This is a genomic window from Mycolicibacterium lutetiense (assembly GCF_017876775.1).
Lineage (GTDB): Bacteria > Actinomycetota > Actinomycetes > Mycobacteriales > Mycobacteriaceae > Mycobacterium > Mycobacterium lutetiense.
On the sequence record NZ_JAGIOP010000002.1, the window covers coordinates 3,293,807 to 3,309,554 of the forward strand.

12 protein-coding genes and 1 tRNA gene are annotated in these 15,748 nt (G+C 66.0%); 9 read left to right on the plus strand and 4 right to left on the minus strand.

Annotation, left to right across the window (positions count from 1 at the left end; translation table 11 throughout):
- Window positions 1-10: 10 nt before the first annotated feature.
- Complete coding sequence (locus tag JOF57_RS25120) at window positions 11-769, plus strand: protein kinase domain-containing protein (RefSeq protein WP_209921593.1); 759 nt, start codon at window positions 11-13, stop codon at window positions 767-769.
- Between the two features lie 43 nt (window positions 770-812).
- Here JOF57_RS25120 and istB read toward each other — a convergent pair whose 3' ends face one another.
- Together istB and istA are read right to left on the minus strand one after the other, a co-directional pair.
- Window positions 813-1,613, minus strand: coding sequence for an IS21-like element helper ATPase IstB (gene istB, locus JOF57_RS25125; protein ID WP_209915583.1), 801 nt, complete (start codon window positions 1,611-1,613; stop codon window positions 813-815).
- A 1-nt stretch (window position 1,614) separates the two neighbouring features.
- The gene (istA, locus tag JOF57_RS25130; RefSeq protein WP_209915585.1) at window positions 1,615-3,237 is read right to left on the minus strand and encodes an IS21 family transposase; all 1,623 of its coding nucleotides are present in this window, start codon (window positions 3,235-3,237) and stop codon (window positions 1,615-1,617) included.
- 514 nt (window positions 3,238-3,751) lie between these two features.
- Between istA and JOF57_RS25135 the strand changes: the two genes are divergently transcribed.
- A complete protein-coding gene (locus JOF57_RS25135; protein ID WP_209912946.1) occupies window positions 3,752-4,951 on the plus strand; it encodes an IS481 family transposase in 1,200 nt (399 codons plus the stop codon).
- Window positions 4,952-4,976: 25 nt separating this feature from the next.
- Here the strand turns inward: JOF57_RS25135 and JOF57_RS25140 are convergent.
- Window positions 4,977-5,059, minus strand: a tRNA-Leu gene (locus tag JOF57_RS25140).
- A gap of 276 nt (window positions 5,060-5,335) precedes the next feature.
- On the opposite strand from JOF57_RS25140, the gene JOF57_RS25145 reads away from it, so the two are divergent.
- The 7 genes from JOF57_RS25145 (at window position 5,336) to pknB (ending at window position 15,066) form a co-directional block, all read left to right on the plus strand.
- Window positions 5,336-6,769, plus strand: a complete 1,434-nt coding sequence (locus JOF57_RS25145; RefSeq protein ID WP_209921596.1) for an FHA domain-containing protein — start codon at window positions 5,336-5,338, stop codon at window positions 6,767-6,769.
- Window positions 6,770-6,901: 132 nt separating this feature from the next.
- Complete coding sequence (locus JOF57_RS25150; RefSeq protein ID WP_209921599.1) at window positions 6,902-7,369, plus strand: FHA domain-containing protein FhaB/FipA; 468 nt, start codon at window positions 6,902-6,904, stop codon at window positions 7,367-7,369.
- 31 nt (window positions 7,370-7,400) lie between these two features.
- Window positions 7,401-8,942 carry a PP2C family protein-serine/threonine phosphatase gene (locus tag JOF57_RS25155; RefSeq protein ID WP_209921601.1) on the plus strand — a complete coding sequence of 514 codons (1,542 nt, stop codon included), beginning with the start codon at window positions 7,401-7,403 and terminating at the stop codon, window positions 8,940-8,942.
- The gene (locus JOF57_RS25160) at window positions 8,939-10,354 is read left to right on the plus strand and encodes a peptidoglycan glycosyltransferase RodA (protein WP_209921605.1); all 1,416 of its coding nucleotides are present in this window, start codon (window positions 8,939-8,941) and stop codon (window positions 10,352-10,354) included. The genes JOF57_RS25155 and JOF57_RS25160 overlap by 4 nt, the downstream gene beginning before the upstream one ends.
- Window positions 10,351-11,826 carry a D,D-transpeptidase PbpA gene (gene pbpA / locus JOF57_RS25165; protein WP_209921609.1) on the plus strand — a complete coding sequence of 492 codons (1,476 nt, stop codon included), beginning with the start codon at window positions 10,351-10,353 and terminating at the stop codon, window positions 11,824-11,826. The genes JOF57_RS25160 and pbpA overlap by 4 nt, the downstream gene beginning before the upstream one ends.
- 100 nt (window positions 11,827-11,926) lie before the next feature.
- Window positions 11,927-13,198: a protein kinase domain-containing protein gene (locus JOF57_RS25170; protein ID WP_209921612.1), complete on the plus strand. Its 1,272-nt coding sequence runs from the start codon at window positions 11,927-11,929 to the stop codon at window positions 13,196-13,198.
- On the plus strand, window positions 13,195-15,066 hold the full coding sequence (gene pknB, locus JOF57_RS25175; RefSeq protein ID WP_209921615.1) for a Stk1 family PASTA domain-containing Ser/Thr kinase: 1,872 nt from the start codon (window positions 13,195-13,197) through the stop codon (window positions 15,064-15,066). The genes JOF57_RS25170 and pknB overlap by 4 nt, the downstream gene beginning before the upstream one ends.
- On the opposite strand, the gene JOF57_RS25180 is transcribed toward pknB, so the two are convergent.
- Window positions 15,044-15,718: an aminodeoxychorismate/anthranilate synthase component II gene (locus JOF57_RS25180; RefSeq protein WP_209921617.1), complete on the minus strand. Its 675-nt coding sequence runs from the start codon at window positions 15,716-15,718 to the stop codon at window positions 15,044-15,046. The two genes, pknB and JOF57_RS25180, sit on opposite strands and share 23 nt — an antisense overlap.
- Window positions 15,719-15,748 lie beyond the last annotated feature (30 nt).

The following is a 15,748-nucleotide window of genomic DNA, read 5'->3' on the forward strand; positions in this document are numbered from 1 at the left end:
TCCGTACGTCGTGGCAAACCTAGCGACAAACGGCACCATTGCCGACAAGATCCAGCCCGGCGTCGGGATCCCGATCGCCACAGCTGTCCGCTGGGCTCGGCAGGCATATCAGGGCGTCGCCCGTATCCACGATCAGAAGTTGCTGCACCGCGACATCAAACCCGAGAACCTCTTCATCGACAGTCGTCAGGACCTTCTAGTCGGAGACCTCGGGCTCGCGCAACTCCAGGATGAAAACGGCCTGGCCGACGCCGCGGGGAGCATCCCAACGATGGCTCCCGAAGTCGCACGCATCGGCGCACCGGGGCACAACCCTAGGACGGCGCGTGTCTATGGCATCGCCGCAGATGTCTACAGCCTCGGTGCAACTCTGTTCTGGATGCTCGCTGGCGCTCAGCCCGTTCCGGCAGCTTCGTCATACGGCGACATTTGGAAAGCGTCCCAACCTGACCTCTGGAACGTGGCTCCACACGTACCACAAGGCCTGCGCGACATCATCAACAAATCCATCGCGCGGGATCCCGTCAAGCGCTACGCCTCGGCAGCTGGTTTCGATTCCGCACTCGGCGGATGGTCACCGCCGCCACGCCACTGGACTCGCATAAAGTCCCATCCCGGGCATGAACAGTGCTTCAGTGGCACCAAAGGCACGTCGATCCTGGAAGTTTGCGCAATCCCAACGGGTGTACGAACACAGTTGATCATCGTCGCGTGCCACTCGGCATCACGGCGAGCCGTGACGAAGGCCTCCTGTCGCTTGCCAGGGTGATGGGACCACCTGATTGCCAGGGGGATGGGACCACCGTGGCGCGTTATCGAGGATGCTCGTCGGGTTCTTCTGGGTCAAGCTGGCCGGGTCGAGTGCGTTGGCGGTAGGACGGTCCTTCGATGACCAGGGTGTGGGCCGCAGCGGTGAGTCGGTCGATGGCTGATTGGGCGAGCAGGGTGTCGGCGGTCATGGTCAACCATTCGGCGGGTTCCCGGTTTGATGTCACGATGGTGGTCTTGTTCTGGTGGCGTTCGACGACGATTTCGTAGAAGTCGCTGGTTTCGGTGGCGTCGAGGGAGCGCAGCGCGAAGTCGTCGATGATCAGGACGTCGACGGCCGCCAGCCGGCGGATCTCGGCGTCGACGGTGTGGTCGAGTCGGGCGGCGCGTAGCCGGGTGAACAGTTTGTCGGATCGGGCGAACAGGACGCTGTGGCGGCGCCGAATGGCTATGTGTCCCAGGGCTGTTGCCAGATGTGTTTTGCCTACGCCGACGGGCCCGAGGATGATTGCGGACTGTCCGGCGTCGAGAAATCGTAGCGAGGTCAGGTCGCCGAGCAGGGTGCGGTCGTAGCGCAGGTCCTGTTGTGCGGTCCAAGAGTCGAAGCGCATGCTCGGGTCGAGTCCGGCTTTGGCCGCCCGCAGGGCGGCTGAACGGGATTCGCGTCGGGATACCTCGTCGGCGAGCAGTGTTTCCAGGAATCCGATGTGGCTGAGTTTGTGCTGGCGGGCAAGTGCGGCCCGTTCGGGCAGGGTGTCGGCCAGGGCACCGAGTTTGAGTGCTTTGAGCAGTCGGAGCAGGTCAGCGCCCACCGGGTCTGCGGCCACGCGGTTGGTGGTAGTCATATCAGCAGATCCCCTCGGAGTCGGCATTGGCGATCACGGTCAATGATGTTGAGGTGGTGCTGAATTCAGAGGGATCACGCGAGAACCGGGTAGCGGTGTGGCCGACGGCCAGCGGCAGTACCGGGATCGTGTTCTCCGTGGCACGCTCGAGCATCGAGGCGATCTTGTTGACCGAGACGACATCGAGATCCAGTGCCACCGAACAGGCCTGCTCGACGCGTTGCGCGCCGTAACGACGCACCAGACCCTGGAGTCGGTAGACGGTGCGCATCCGCGTCCACGGCAGCGGATCGTCGAGGATGCGTTCGGCGTAGATCCCGATATTGGGGCCGTGCGCGGCGCAGGTGGCGATCAGCGTCGTCAAGTCCCGCAGCGCGTAAACGGCTTTGTGCTCGGGTAAATCGGCACGGTCGGTACTGCGGCCACCCGGAGGCTGACGGGGGTGGACTTTGACCAGCACACCGCGGTGATAGAACTTCACCAGCTCACCGTCAGCACGCACGTCGACGGTGGTGCCGATCCACTGCTCGGGAAGCGAGTAGAGGGCTTTGGCGACTTCGGCGTGGAAGTCGCGGTGCACCTTGACCGCTTTGAACACCGGCACGTCGTAGGCGCCCGGCACCGCCAGCAGCAGCGGTTGCTCCTCGGTGGTGAACACCTCCACCGGCCGTGCACAGGTGCTGCCGTGGATACGGGTCCCGGCAGTACGCAGACACCACACGGTGACAGCCTGCTGCGCCTGCTCAATACTGATGAATGTTTCACCGTCCCAAAAGTTTCGGCGGACGTACTGCACTGCGCGTTCCACTCGCGGCTTGTCCTTGGGGGAGCGCACCCGAGCCGGATCGGTGAGGAATCCGACATGGCCCGCGTAGTCGAGCCACCCCTGGGTGAACCGGGGATTGACCGCATCAGCGGCAGCGATCACCGGCTTGAGGTTGTCCGGGATCAGCACCGCGAACACGCCGCCGAAAAACTCCCACGCCGCCTGGCAGCCAGCGACCACCGCCACCAGGGTCTGCGAGTAGGTCAGCCACACGAACATGTGCCGGGAGTAGACGGCGGTGAAGATCAGCGCGTGCACCTTGCGGCGCCGCCCATCATCGGCGTCGGTGAGCATCCCGAGGTAGCCGAAATCGATCTGGCATTCCACCCCGGGATCCCCGTCGGCGACCCGCACCGTGGTGTCCTTGCGGCCGAAACCGCAACGCTCACCAGCGAATCGGTTCAACGTCCGATACGGCACCACGCACCCCTGACGGGCCAGCAGGGTCTCGATCTTGGTGATCGTCAACGGACGCTGCTCACCATCGCCGGCCACCCACGCGGTGATCTGGTCCTCGAACCCCAGCAGCTGTTCCCACGCTGCGCCGTGGCCATCCGGGCGTACCGGGCGCACCGCGTCGGCGACAACCCCGATCAACCCGTCATCGACGGCCTCAACGCCGTCGCTGCGGTGCAGACCAGCCGCTTGCGCGGCCTCGACGTAGCGGCGCACCGTTTTGCGGTCCACGCCGCAATGCGCGGCGATCGTGCGGTAGCCCGGTGCCGGTAGCCCGGCGACCCCCAGCCACACCCGCAGCACTTCCCTGATCTCGTTCACACTGACCTCCCGAAAAGCCATGCCCGCCGCCTCCGTGACTTGGACCGTCACGGCGATCAAACGAACAGATGAAGAGACCACCGACGCGACGCGCCGGTGGTCCCATAACTGGCAATCCAGGTGGTCCCATCACCCTGTCAAAATCAGCTCACACTGGTCCCATCCTCCTGGCAGACGACACCTCCCGGACAGTACCGAAATCCGGGCTGTCGGCTGGTTTGCGCGGTGCCTGCCACGCGTGCAACTGACGACGCGCTTCCAGCCGGCGAATGCGGCTTCAAGCGGCTGACATAGGTCGTGGCGTAGCCAGATCCCTACATATGTGCTGCGGCCCCTCGACACTGCCAAGTCCACCCAAACACAAAGGTCACGAACTCTTTTGAGTTCGTGACCTTTGTGGCCGCAGTTCGTAGAACCGCTCTCTGTGGGCGAAGGGGTGTGTGAGTTCACGACATAGGTGACACCTGAGTCGGGACATGGGTGACACCTGCGATGGCACCTCGATGAGTCGCGTCATAGGTGACAGTCATGATTCATGTCGAAAGCCCGCGTGGTGGTGTTGGAAATCGTCTCCGGTCATCTGTCGGTCAGCGCCGCGGCCCGTACCTACGGGATGTCCCGTCAACACATCCACCGACTGCTCAAACGTTTCCGGGAAGGCGGTCTGGAAGCCGTCGATCCCCGCTCTCGGCGCCCCGCCAGCAACCCCCGTGCAGTCAGCGATGAGGTCATCACCGCGATCGTGCTGCTGCGCGAAAAACTCACCGCACAAGGCCTCGACGCCGGCCCGATCACCCTGCAAGAACACCTGGCCCAACAACAGCTACCGGTGCCCTCGACCTCCACCATCCGACGCATCCTGCACCATCACGGACTGATCGCCCCGCAACCCCACAAACGGCCCCGCAGCTCCTATCACCGCTTCGCCGCCGAACAACCCAACGAATGCTGGCAGTCCGACTTCACCCACTGGACCCTGGCAGACGGCACCGACATCGAGATCCTCAACTGGCTCGATGACCACTCCCGATACCTGCTGTACTGCACCGCATTTACCCGCGTCAGCGGACCCGACATCGTGGCCAGTTTCACCACCCTCATCGACATCTACGGCCCGCCGGCATCCACCCTGACCGACAACGGATCGGTCTACACCTCACGATTCACCCACGGCCACAACGATTTCGAACGACTTATCGCCAGCCTGGGCATCACGCAAAAGAACGGACGCCCCGGCCACCCACAAACACAAGGCAAAATCGAACGCTTCCACCAAACCCTCAAACGCTGGCTGGCCGCCCGCCCCCGACCATCGACCCTGGCCGACCTGCAACACCTGCTCGACGAATTCCGCATCATCTACAACACCGAACGCACCCACCGAGCCCTGCCAGCCGCCACCACACCGGCGCAGGCCTACACCGGCCGACCCAAAGCCACCCCGGACGCAATGATCGAACACTTCCGCATCCGCCACGACACCGTCGATCAATTCGGCAAACTCACTCTGCGCCACGGCAGCCGACTACACCACCTGGGCATCGGACGCCGCCATGCCCATACCCCGGTACTCATTGTGGTCACCACCACCAACGTCACCATCATCAGCAAAACCGGATACCACCTCATCGCTGGCCACCGGATCAACCCCGACCGCAACTACTGGCCCAACCAACAAAAAACCCCGGCCAAAAGACCGGGGAATTCTGTAACCGATGACTCGACTCATGTGTAACCCATGACCCGACTCACCACATCTGTGGGCGAAGGGGGACTTGAACCCCCACGTCCCGAAGGACACTGGCACCTGAAGCCAGCGCGTCTGCCATTCCGCCACTCGCCCGAATGACCGAGGGAGCGTAACACTGGGAGCGCGTCGTTCCCAAACCGCGCGATCAGCGGGCCGATCGGGCGGCCTTCAGACCGCCAGAGAGTCCTCAACCTCATCTAGATCAGATCACTGACCTGCAACGATCGAATTCTCAGAGTTCTGTTGGTCCCGCATTACGGCACCTGGCCGATACCATGCTTGTGAGCAGTGTGGCCAGAGCGACACGCGGGAGCACGGGTCCGCCCGTGCCGAGACGACGTACGACAACGAGTAGAGGCGGGCGGTGACATGGGTCTGGTCGACCGCATCGAACGCAAACTCGAGTCGACCGTCGGCGATGCGTTCGCCCGGGTCTTCGGCGGCTCGATAGTGCCTCAGGAAGTAGAGACGGCGTTGTGCCGGGAAGCCGAGTCCCGAGCCCGTACCGTGGCCGGTGGACGAGTTTTGGCACCGAACGACTACGTAATTACGCTCAGTGGCACTGACTATCAGAAGGTAAGCGCCGATACTGACCTGACCTCGACGGCGTTCGCCAGACATCTGGGGGGATTCATTCGTGATCAGGGGTGGCAAACGTATGGTGATGTGGTCGTTAGATTCGAGCAATCACCGAACTTGCACACCGGACAGTTCCGCGCACACGGCGCGGTCAACCCCGATTCGACCGCTGGCGAATCCGCGCGAGCCCACGGCGACCATGCGTTCATTGCAGAATCAGGAGAACCACCTATGACCGATAACCCGAATTACCGCGGCGGCCAGGGACAAGGGCGGCCCGGCGACGATTACTACGACGACCGCTACGGGCAGCCTCAGGATGACCCCCGTGCCGGTCAGTACCCGCCGGAGCAGGGCGGTTACCCCCCTCAAGATCAGGGCGGCCACGCTTCGCAGCGCGGCGGATACGACCGGGGCGGGTACCCCGACCAGGGCGGCTACCCGGATCAGGGCGGCTATCCCGACCAAGCTGGCTACCCCGATCAAGGCGGCTATCCGGACCAGGGCGGCTACCCGCCGCAGTCCTACGATCAGCAGCGCCCGCCCGCCGGCTACGGCGGCCAGCAGGGCGGCGGCTATGACCGTGGCTACGGCGGCCAGCAGGGCGGTGCCTACCAGCCTCCCCAGGCCCCGCAGGGTGGTCAGCCCGGTTACGGCGACGACTACGGACGTCAGGACCCCCGCCAGGGCGGCGGCTACCCCGAGCAGGGTGGCTATGGCGCCGGCGGCCAGGCGTACGGGCGCCAGGACTACGGCCAGCAGCAGGATTACGGCCGCGGTTATGCCGAGCCCCAGCAGGGCGGCGGCTACCCGGAGCCCGGCTACGGCGAGCAGGGTGGTTACGGCGGTGGCGACTACGGCGCACCGCAGGGCGGCCAGCCCGGTTACGGCGCCCAGCAGGGCGGCTACGGCGGCGGTGGTGACTATGCCGCAGGCGGCGCCATGGTCACCCTCCAGCTGGACGACGGCAGTGGCCGCACCTACCAGCTCCGCGAAGGTGCCAACGTGATCGGCCGCGGTCAGGACGCACAGTTCCGTCTGCCCGACACCGGGGTGTCGCGTCGGCATCTCGAGATCCGGTGGGACGGTCAGGTCGCATTGCTGTCAGATCTCAACTCCACCAACGGCACCACGGTGAACAATGCACCGGTGCAGGAGTGGCAGTTGGCCGACGGCGACGTGATCCGGCTGGGCCATTCCGAGATCATCGTGCGCGTGCACTGAACCTGGCCAGACCGGACACACCTGAGTGGCAAGCACCCCGCTTCGCCCTCACGGGGAAGGCTGTCCAAGTATCGTGACGTTGCCGACGGTAGCTGAGCGATACCAGTGGGGCGGATACGGAGAGGACGTCAGATGCAGGGGTTAGTGCTGCAACTGACGCGCGTCGGATTCCTTCTGCTGTTGTGGTTGTTCATCTGGTCGGTGCTGCGCATCCTGCGGACCGATATCTATGCGCCCACGGGCGCGGTGATGGTGCGCCGGGGGTTGGCTCTCCGTGGCTCGCTTCTACCGAATCGGGACCGCCGCCATATCGCGCGGCAGTTGGTGGTCACCGAGGGCGCGCTGGCCGGTACCCGCATCACATTGGGTGCCCAGCCGGTACTGATCGGCCGCGCCGACGATTCCACTCTGGTGCTCACCGATGATTACGCTTCGACGCGCCACGCCCGGCTCTCACAACGAGGTTCGGAGTGGTACGTCGAGGACCTAGGATCGACCAACGGCACATACCTTGACAGGGCAAAGGTGACAACAGCGGTAAGGGTTTCGATCGGGACGCCGGTCCGAATCGGTAAGACGGTAATCGAGTTGCGCCCGTGACCGCGCGCATGCGAGGAGCACGAGACACACCATGACCCTCGTACTCCGATACGCCGCGCGCAGTGATCGCGGACTGGTTCGCGCCAACAATGAGGACTCGGTATACGCCGGTGCTCGGTTGCTGGCGCTGGCCGACGGCATGGGCGGCCACGCCGCAGGTGAAGTGGCCTCACAGTTGGTCATCGCGGCGCTCGCGCATCTCGACGACGACGAGCCCGGCGGTGAGCTGCTGGGCAAGCTCAACGCGGCTGTCGCCCAGGGCAATGCCGCAATCGCGGCACACGTGGAGGCCGATCCGGAACTCGATGGCATGGGCACTACGCTCACCGCGATCCTGTTCGCGGGCGACCGGCTCGGTCTGCTCCACATCGGTGATTCCCGGGGCTATCTGCTCCGCGATGGCGAGCTCACCCAGATCACCAAGGACGACACCTTTGTCCAGACCCTGGTCGACGAAGGCCGGATCACTGCTGAGGAGGCGCACAGCCATCCCCAGCGCTCGCTGATCATGCGGGCGCTGACCGGCCACGAGGTCGAGCCGACCCTGATCATGCGGGAGGCCAAGGCCGGCGATCGCTACATGCTCTGCTCGGACGGGCTGTCCGATCCGGTGAGTCAGGAGACCATCCACGAGGCCCTCCAGATCGAGGACGTCGCCGAGAGCGCCGACCGGTTGATCGAGTTGGCGCTGCGCGGCGGTGGACCGGACAACGTGACCGTGGTGGTCGCCGACGTCGTCGACTACGACTACGGGCAGACCCAGCCGATCCTGGCCGGCGCGGTGTCCGGGGACGACGACCAGAGCACACCGCCGGACACGGCTGCCGGACGGGCTTCAGCGTTCAACCCGCGCCGCAACGAGCCCAAGCGAGTGGTGCCCCAGCCGGCCGAGCCCCCGCGCAAGCCCAAGTCGCGGCGTCGGATCCTCATCGCCGCCGTGCTCCTCGTGCTCGTGCTCCTCGCCGGGCTGGCGATCGGGCGGGAGATCATCCGCAACAACTACTACGTCGCCGAACGCGACGGCACGGTGTCGATCATGCGGGGGGTCCAGGGCTCGTTTCTGGGCATCTCCTTACAGGAGCCGTACCGCCTCGGCTGTCTCAACGCCCGCAACGAACTGTCGTTGATCAGCGCCGATCAGGACCAGAGCGGCCTCGACTGCCGGTTGATGGCGGTCAACGACCTGCGTCCGTCCGAGCGCACCTCGGTGACCGCGGGCCTGCCCGGCGGTACGCAGGACGAGGCCATCAAGCAGATCAATGATCTGGCCCACGGCTCCGTCCTGCCGGTGTGTGTACCGCGCACGGCGCCGACGACGTCGAAGACCACCCCACCGCCATCTCCGTCTCCGTCTCCGTCACCGACGTCCGGCACGGCTACGGCGCCGGTACCGACGCCGACAGCCGGCGGTGAGCCGCCGGCACCGGAGACACCTGCTGCTGAATCGCCGGCGCCCGGGGCCCCGGGGACCACCGTTGTCCCGGCCCCGGTTCTACCGACACCGTCGCCGACGGTCACCCCGTTGCCTCCGCTACCACAAGAACCAGGAACGAACTGCAGAGCTGTGTCATGACGACCCAGCCCCAGTCGCCGGTTACCGTCATGCCGCCGCTACCCAATCGGCGCAACGCGGAACTTCTGCTTCTGGGGTTCGCAGCCTTCATCACCACCATTGCGCTGCTCATTGTCGAGGCCAACCAGGAGCAGGGTCTGAGCTGGGACCTGGTCGGCTACGTCGTCACTTTCATGGCCCTGATGGGGATCGCCCACCTGGCGATCCGCCGGTTCGCGCCCTACGCCGATCCCCTGCTGCTGCCGGTCGTGGCGCTGCTCAACGGGCTGGGCCTGGTGATGATCCACCGGCTGGACCTGGCCAAGGGTGAAACCGCAACCGCTGGGCTCGGCGGCACCGCCGGCCAGCAGATGATGTGGACGCTGGTGGGCGTGATCGGGTTCTCCGTCGTGGTCGCATTGTTGACCGATCACCGCATGCTGGCCCGGTACGGATACATCTGTGCGCTGACCGGCCTTGTGCTGCTCGTCATTCCGGCGTTGCTACCGGCGAGGTACTCCGAGCAGTACGGTGCCAAGATCTGGATCCAGTTTCCCGGTTTCTCGATTCAGCCCGCCGAGTTCTCCAAGATCCTGCTGCTGATCTTCTTCGCCGCGGTGCTGGTGGACAAGCGTGACCTGTTCACCAGTGCGGGGAAACATGTCTTCGGACTCGACCTGCCGCGGCCCCGTGACCTGGCTCCCCTGCTGCTGGCCTGGGCCGCGTCGGTGGGCGTGATGGTTTTCGAAAAGGATTTGGGCACTTCACTTCTGCTGTACGCATCGTTTCTCGTGCTGGTCTACGTGGCTACCGAGCGGCTGAGCTGGGTGGTGATCGGTCTAACCCTTTTCGCCGCGGGAAGCGTTGTGGCATACCAGGTTTTCGGCCACGTCCGGGTGCGGGTGGAAACCTGGCTCGACCCGTTCGCCGATCCTGACGGGGCCGGCTACCAGATGGTGCAGTCCCTGTTCAGCTTCGCCACCGGTGGCATCTTCGGCACCGGTCTGGGCAACGGGCAACCCGGCACGGTGCCCGCCGCCGCCACCGACTTCATCATCGCCGCGATCGGCGAAGAGCTCGGATTGGTCGGGCTCGCAGGCGTTCTCATGCTCTACACGATCTTCGTCATCCGCGGGATGCGCACCGCGATCGCGGTGCGCGACAGCTTCGGCAAGCTGCTGGCCGCCGGGCTGGCCGCAACCCTGGCCATCCAGCTGTTCATCGTCGTCGGCGGCGTCACCAAACTGATCCCTTTGACCGGACTGACCACCCCGTGGATGTCCTACGGCGGATCCTCACTGCTGGCCAACTACATCCTGCTGGCCATCCTCGTACGCATCTCGCACGCCGCGCGCCGACCCATCACCACCACCCCGACACCGAACCCCACCCCGATCGCCGCGGCCAGCACCGAGGTGATCGAGAAGGTATGAACACCTCCCTGCGCCGGGTGGCAGTCACGATCATGGTGCTGATCGTGCTGCTGTTGGCCAACGCCACGATCACCCAGGTATTCACGGCCGACGGGTTACGCGCGGACCCGCGCAATCAACGCGTGCTGCTCGACGAGTATTCGCGTCAGCGGGGCCAGATCACCGCGGGCGGCCAGCTGCTGGCCTATTCGGAGCCCACCGACGGCCGGTTCCGCTTCCTGCGGGTCTACCCGGATCCCGAGGTCTACGCCCCGATCACCGGCTTCTACTCGCTCGGCTATTCGAGCACCGGCCTGGAGCGGGCCGAGGACGCCGTCCTCAACGGTTCCGACGAGCGGCTGTTCGGCCGTCGGCTAGCCGATTTCTTCACCGGTCGAGACCCGCGCGGCGGCAATGTCGACACCACGATCAACCCGCAGGTCCAGCAGGCGGCCTGGAATGCGCTGCAGCACGGCTGCGACGGCCCCTGCAAGGGCTCTGTGGTGGCCATGGACCCCTCGACAGGCAAGATCCTCGCCATGGCGTCGGCTCCGTCGTATGACCCCAACCAGCTGGCCACCCACGATCTGGACGCCCAGAGCCAGGCCTGGGAGCAGTTGCGCGACAACGAGCAGTCCCCACTGCTCAACCGCGCCATCTCGGAGACGTACCCGCCGGGCTCGACGTTCAAGGTGATCACCACGGCGGCTGCCCTTCAGGCCGGTGCCACCCCGGATACCCAGCTCACGGCGGCACCGCGGATTCCGCTGCCCGACAGCACCGCGACGCTCGAGAACTTCGCCGGGTCCAGCTGCGGTCCCGGTCCCACCGCGTCGCTGCGCGAGGCGTTCGCCAAGTCGTGCAACACCGCTTTCGTCCAGCTGGGCCTCGACACCGGCGCCGACAAACTCAAGTCCACCGCCCGTGCCTTCGGCCTCGACGAACCTCCGGCGGCCATTCCGCTGCAGGTGGCCGAATCGACCACCGGACCGATTTCGGATGGGGCGGCATTGGGTATGTCCAGCATCGGGCAGCGTGATGTCGCGTTGACGCCCCTGCAGAACGCGCAGGTGGCCGCGACCATTGCGAATGACGGCATCGCGATGCGCCCGTATCTTGTGGATAGCCTAAAAGGACCTGACCTGACCACCATCGCCACCACCGCGCCCGCCCAAGAACGCCGGGCGGTGTCACCCCAGGTCGCCGCTACACTTACGGACTTGATGGTCGCCGCCGAGCAGGTGACTCAGCAGAAGGGAGCCATCGCCGGCGTGCAGATCGCTTCGAAGACCGGTACGGCAGAGCACGGGACGGATCCCCGTAACACTCCGCCGCATGCCTGGTATATCGCATTCGCACCGGCCCGCGACCCCAAGATCGCGGTCTCGGTGTTGATCGAGGACGGCGGGGACCGGTTGTCGGCCACCGGCGGCGCACTCGCCGCCCCGATCGGACGCGCCACCATTGCGGCGGCGTTGCGGGAGGGTTCATGAGCGCCCAGCGAGGAGCCGAGGGCGGATCGCGCATCGGTTCCGTTTGCGAGCGAATCATCGGCTCGGGATGTGTCAACCGAGCCTGCAAGGGAGTCGAGCCATGAGTCCGCGGGTTGGAGTAACGCTGTCCGGGCGGTACCGGCTGCAGCGACTGATCGCCACCGGCGGTATGGGTCAGGTCTGGGAGGCCGTCGACTCACGGCTGGGCCGACGTGTCGCGGTCAAGGTGCTCAAGGCGGAGTTCTCCACCGACGCCGAGTTCGTCGAACGGTTCCGGGCCGAGGCCCGCACCGTGGCCATGCTCAACCACCCGGGCATCGCCAGCGTGTACGACTACGGCGAGACCGATATGGACGGCGAGGGCCGCACCGCATACCTCGTCATGGAACTGGTCAACGGTGAGCCGCTCAACTCGGTGATCAAGCGCACCGGGCGGCTGTCGCTGCGGCATGCGCTGGACATGCTCGAGCAGACCGGACGCGCCCTGCAGGTGGCCCACACCGCCGGGTTGGTGCACCGCGACGTCAAGCCGGGCAACATCCTGATCACCCCGACCGGCCAGGTGAAGCTGACCGACTTCGGTATCGCCAAGGCCGTCGACGCCGCCCCGGTCACCCAGACCGGCATGGTGATGGGCACCGCCCAGTACATCGCCCCGGAGCAGGCCCTGGGCCACGATGCCACCGCGGCCAGCGACGTCTATGCATTGGGAGTCGTTGGCTACGAATCGGTTTCGGGTAAGCGTCCATTCACCGGCGACGGTGCGCTGACCGTCGCGATGAAGCACATCAAAGAGACGCCGCCGCCGCTGCCTGCCGATCTGCCGCCGAATGTCCGCGAGCTGATCGAGATCACCCTGGTGAAGAACCCGGGGATGCGCTACAAGTCGGGCGGGCCGTTCGCCGACGCGGTTGCCGCGGTGCGCTCCGGCCGCCGTCCCCCGCGTCCCAACCAGGCCCCGACCCTCGGCCGCGCCGCGCCGGCCGCGGTTCCGTCGGCCGCACAGGCCCGCGCCGCCGCCGAGCTCACCGGCCGCACCCCGGTCACGGCCACCCGCGCCAGGCCGACCACTGCCGCCCATCGGCCCGCGCCGCCTGCGCGGCGCACGTTCTCGTCGGGTCAACGGGCCCTGCTGTGGGCCGCCGGGGTACTCGGAGCGCTGGCCATTGTCATTGCCATCCTCATCGTTCTCAACGCTCAGGACCGCAAGGATCAGCAGCAGTCACCACCGCCGACGGTCACCGACACGGTGACCCAGACGACGCCCTATCAGACGCCGGCAGCGTTGCCGGACCTGGCATTCCACCTGATCGTGCCTGAGGGAGCCGACGTTCAGATCGGCCCTAAAGCACCGGAACAGATACTGCGATGACCACGCCACAGCACCTCTCCGACCGATATGAGCTCGGTGAAATCCTCGGCTTCGGCGGCATGTCCGAAGTTCACATCGCCCGCGATACGCGGTTGCACCGCGACGTCGCGGTCAAGGTCCTGCGCGCCGATCTGGCCCGCGACCCCAGTTTCTATCTACGGTTTCGCCGCGAAGCGCAGAACGCGGCCGCGCTGAACCATCCCGCCATCGTCGCGGTGTATGACACCGGCGAGGCCGAGACACCCAACGGGCCGCTGCCCTACATCGTCATGGAGTACGTCGACGGTGTGACGCTGCGCGACATCGTGCATACCGACGGCCCCATGCCACCGCGGCGCGCGATCGAGGTCATCGCCGACGCCTGCCAGGCGCTGAACTTCAGCCACCAGCACGGCATCGTGCATCGTGACGTCAAGCCGGCCAACATCATGATCAGCAAGGCCAACGCTGTGAAGGTGATGGACTTCGGTATCGCGCGGGCCCTGGCCGATACCGGTAACAGCGTCACCCAGACCGCCGCGGTGATCGGCACCGCGCAGTACCTGTCGCCCGAGCAGGCTCGCGGGGAAACCGTCGACGCCCGGTCCGACGTCTATTCGCTGGGCTGCGTGCTTTACGAAATGCTCACTGGGGAACCGCCTTTCATCGGCGATTCGCCAGTCGCGGTGGCGTACCAGCATGTCCGCGAGGATCCGGTCCCGCCGTCGCAACGACACACCGGCATCTCCCCGGAACTCGATGCTGTGGTGCTCAAGGCACTGGCCAAGAACCCCGACAACCGCTATCAGACCGCGGCCGACATGCGCACGGATCTGATCCGGGTGCACAGCGGTGAGGCCCCCGAAGCCCCCAAGGTGTTCACCGAGTCCGAGCGGACGTCGATGATGAACTCCGGGCCGATGTTGACCCAGGGTGGCGGTGCACCCACCCAGAACCTGGTGGTGCCCCGTCCCGCCGGCGGCGGTGGCTCGGTGGCCCGTTGGTTGATCGCGGTAGCGGTACTGGCAGTGCTGACCGTGGTCGTGACGGTGGCGATCAACATGCTCAACGGCGGGTCACGCGACGTGCAGGTGCCCGATGTGAGCGGTCAGCGTTCGGCCGATGCCGTCGCGACGCTGCAGAATCGGGGCTTCAAAACCCGGACCGAGCCCCAGACCGACAACAAGGTGGCCCCGGGTTTCGTGATCGGCACCGACCCGGGAGCCAACGGCATGGCGGCCGCCGGTGACGAGATCACCGTGAACGTCTCCGCCGGGCCGCAGCAGGCCCAGGTGCCCGATGTGGCCGGGCTGACCCCGAGCCAGGCCCGGCAGAAGCTCAAGGACGCCGGGTTCGAGAAGATCAAGGAGTCGGCGAGCCCGTCGACGCCGGATCAGAAGGGCCGCGTGCTCGCCACCAACCCGCCAGCCAACCAGACGGCGGGGATCATCTACGAGATCACGCTCGTCGTGGGTTCGGGCCCGGAGGACACGTCGGTTCCCGACTGCAAGAGCCAGAGCGCCGATGTGTGTAAGCAGATCCTGACCGCCTCGGGCTTCGTCAACACGGTGGTCATCGACGTCGACAACACCGCGGCCCCCGGACAGGTGGTGGGTACCGAGCCGGCCGCCGGCACGTCGGTGCCCAAGGACACTCCGATCCAGATCCATGTGTCGAAGGGCAACCAGTTCGTGATGCCCAACCTGGTCGGCCAGGTCTGGGACGACGTCTATCCGCGACTGACGTCTCTCGGCTGGACCGGGGTGCTGGACAAGGGGCCTGATATCCGCGACAGCGGTCAGCGCACCAACGCCGTCGTCACCCAGAGTCCGCCTGCGGGCACCGCGGTGAACTTCGGCGCGAAGGTCACGCTGAGCTTCGCGTCGTAGCGGCTGCCACGGCGCGGGCCACCTCGACCTCGAGCGCAGCCACCAGGCCCTCTTCCGGGGCGGCGCCGCACACGCCGAGCCAGTTGGCCAGCATGCGGTGCCCACCCTGGGTCAGGATCGACTCCGGATGGAACTGCACGCCGTGAATCGGCAACTCACGGTGGCGTACGGCCATGATGACGCCGCTGTCGGTCTGCCCGGTCACCTCGAGGGCATCCGGCACGGTCTCGGGCAGGATCGTCAGCGAGTGGTAACGGGTTGCGGTGAACGGGTCGGGGAGACCCTTGAGCACCCCGGCGCCGCCGTGGTGCACGACGCTGGTCTTGCCGTGCAGCAGTTCGGGCGCGCGGTCGACGGTGCCGCCGAACGCCACCCCGATGGCCTGGTGGCCCAGGCAGACACCCAGTAGGGGAGTGCCGGCCGCAGCGCATGCGTGGACCAGTGGGATCGTCGCGCCGGCTCGCTCGGGGGTGCCGGGACCGGGGCTCAGCAGCACGCCGTCGAAATCGGCTGCCACCGTGGCGAGGTCGGCGGCGGTGGCCAGGCGCGGATCGTCGTTGCGCCACACCTGTGCGTCCACCCCGAGCTGGCCCAGGTATTGGACCAGGTTGAACACGAAGCTGTCATAGTTGTCGACGACCAGAACCTGCATTGACTTAGGCTACCGGCCCCAAAAAAATGG

What these genes read in the sequence shown, in the direction of transcription:
- istB (WP_209915583.1), bottom strand. Translation starts at nt 1,613, where the DNA reads ATGACTACCACCAACCGCGTGGCCGCAGACCCGGTGGGCGCTGACCTG.
- istA (WP_209915585.1), bottom strand. Translation starts at nt 3,237, where the DNA reads ATGGCTTTTCGGGAGGTCAGTGTGAACGAGATCAGGGAAGTGCTGCGG.
- JOF57_RS25135 (WP_209912946.1), top strand. Translation starts at nt 3,752, where the DNA reads ATGTCGAAAGCCCGCGTGGTGGTGTTGGAAATCGTCTCCGGTCATCTG.
- JOF57_RS25145 (WP_209921596.1), top strand. Translation starts at nt 5,336, where the DNA reads ATGGGTCTGGTCGACCGCATCGAACGCAAACTCGAGTCGACCGTCGGC.
- JOF57_RS25150 (WP_209921599.1), top strand. Translation starts at nt 6,902, where the DNA reads ATGCAGGGGTTAGTGCTGCAACTGACGCGCGTCGGATTCCTTCTGCTG.
- JOF57_RS25155 (WP_209921601.1), top strand. Translation starts at nt 7,401, where the DNA reads ATGACCCTCGTACTCCGATACGCCGCGCGCAGTGATCGCGGACTGGTT.
- JOF57_RS25160 (WP_209921605.1), top strand. Translation starts at nt 8,939, where the DNA reads ATGACGACCCAGCCCCAGTCGCCGGTTACCGTCATGCCGCCGCTACCC.
- pbpA (WP_209921609.1), top strand. Translation starts at nt 10,351, where the DNA reads ATGAACACCTCCCTGCGCCGGGTGGCAGTCACGATCATGGTGCTGATC.
- JOF57_RS25170 (WP_209921612.1), top strand. Translation starts at nt 11,927, where the DNA reads ATGAGTCCGCGGGTTGGAGTAACGCTGTCCGGGCGGTACCGGCTGCAG.
- pknB (WP_209921615.1), top strand. Translation starts at nt 13,195, where the DNA reads ATGACCACGCCACAGCACCTCTCCGACCGATATGAGCTCGGTGAAATC.
- JOF57_RS25180 (WP_209921617.1), bottom strand. Translation starts at nt 15,718, where the DNA reads ATGCAGGTTCTGGTCGTCGACAACTATGACAGCTTCGTGTTCAACCTG.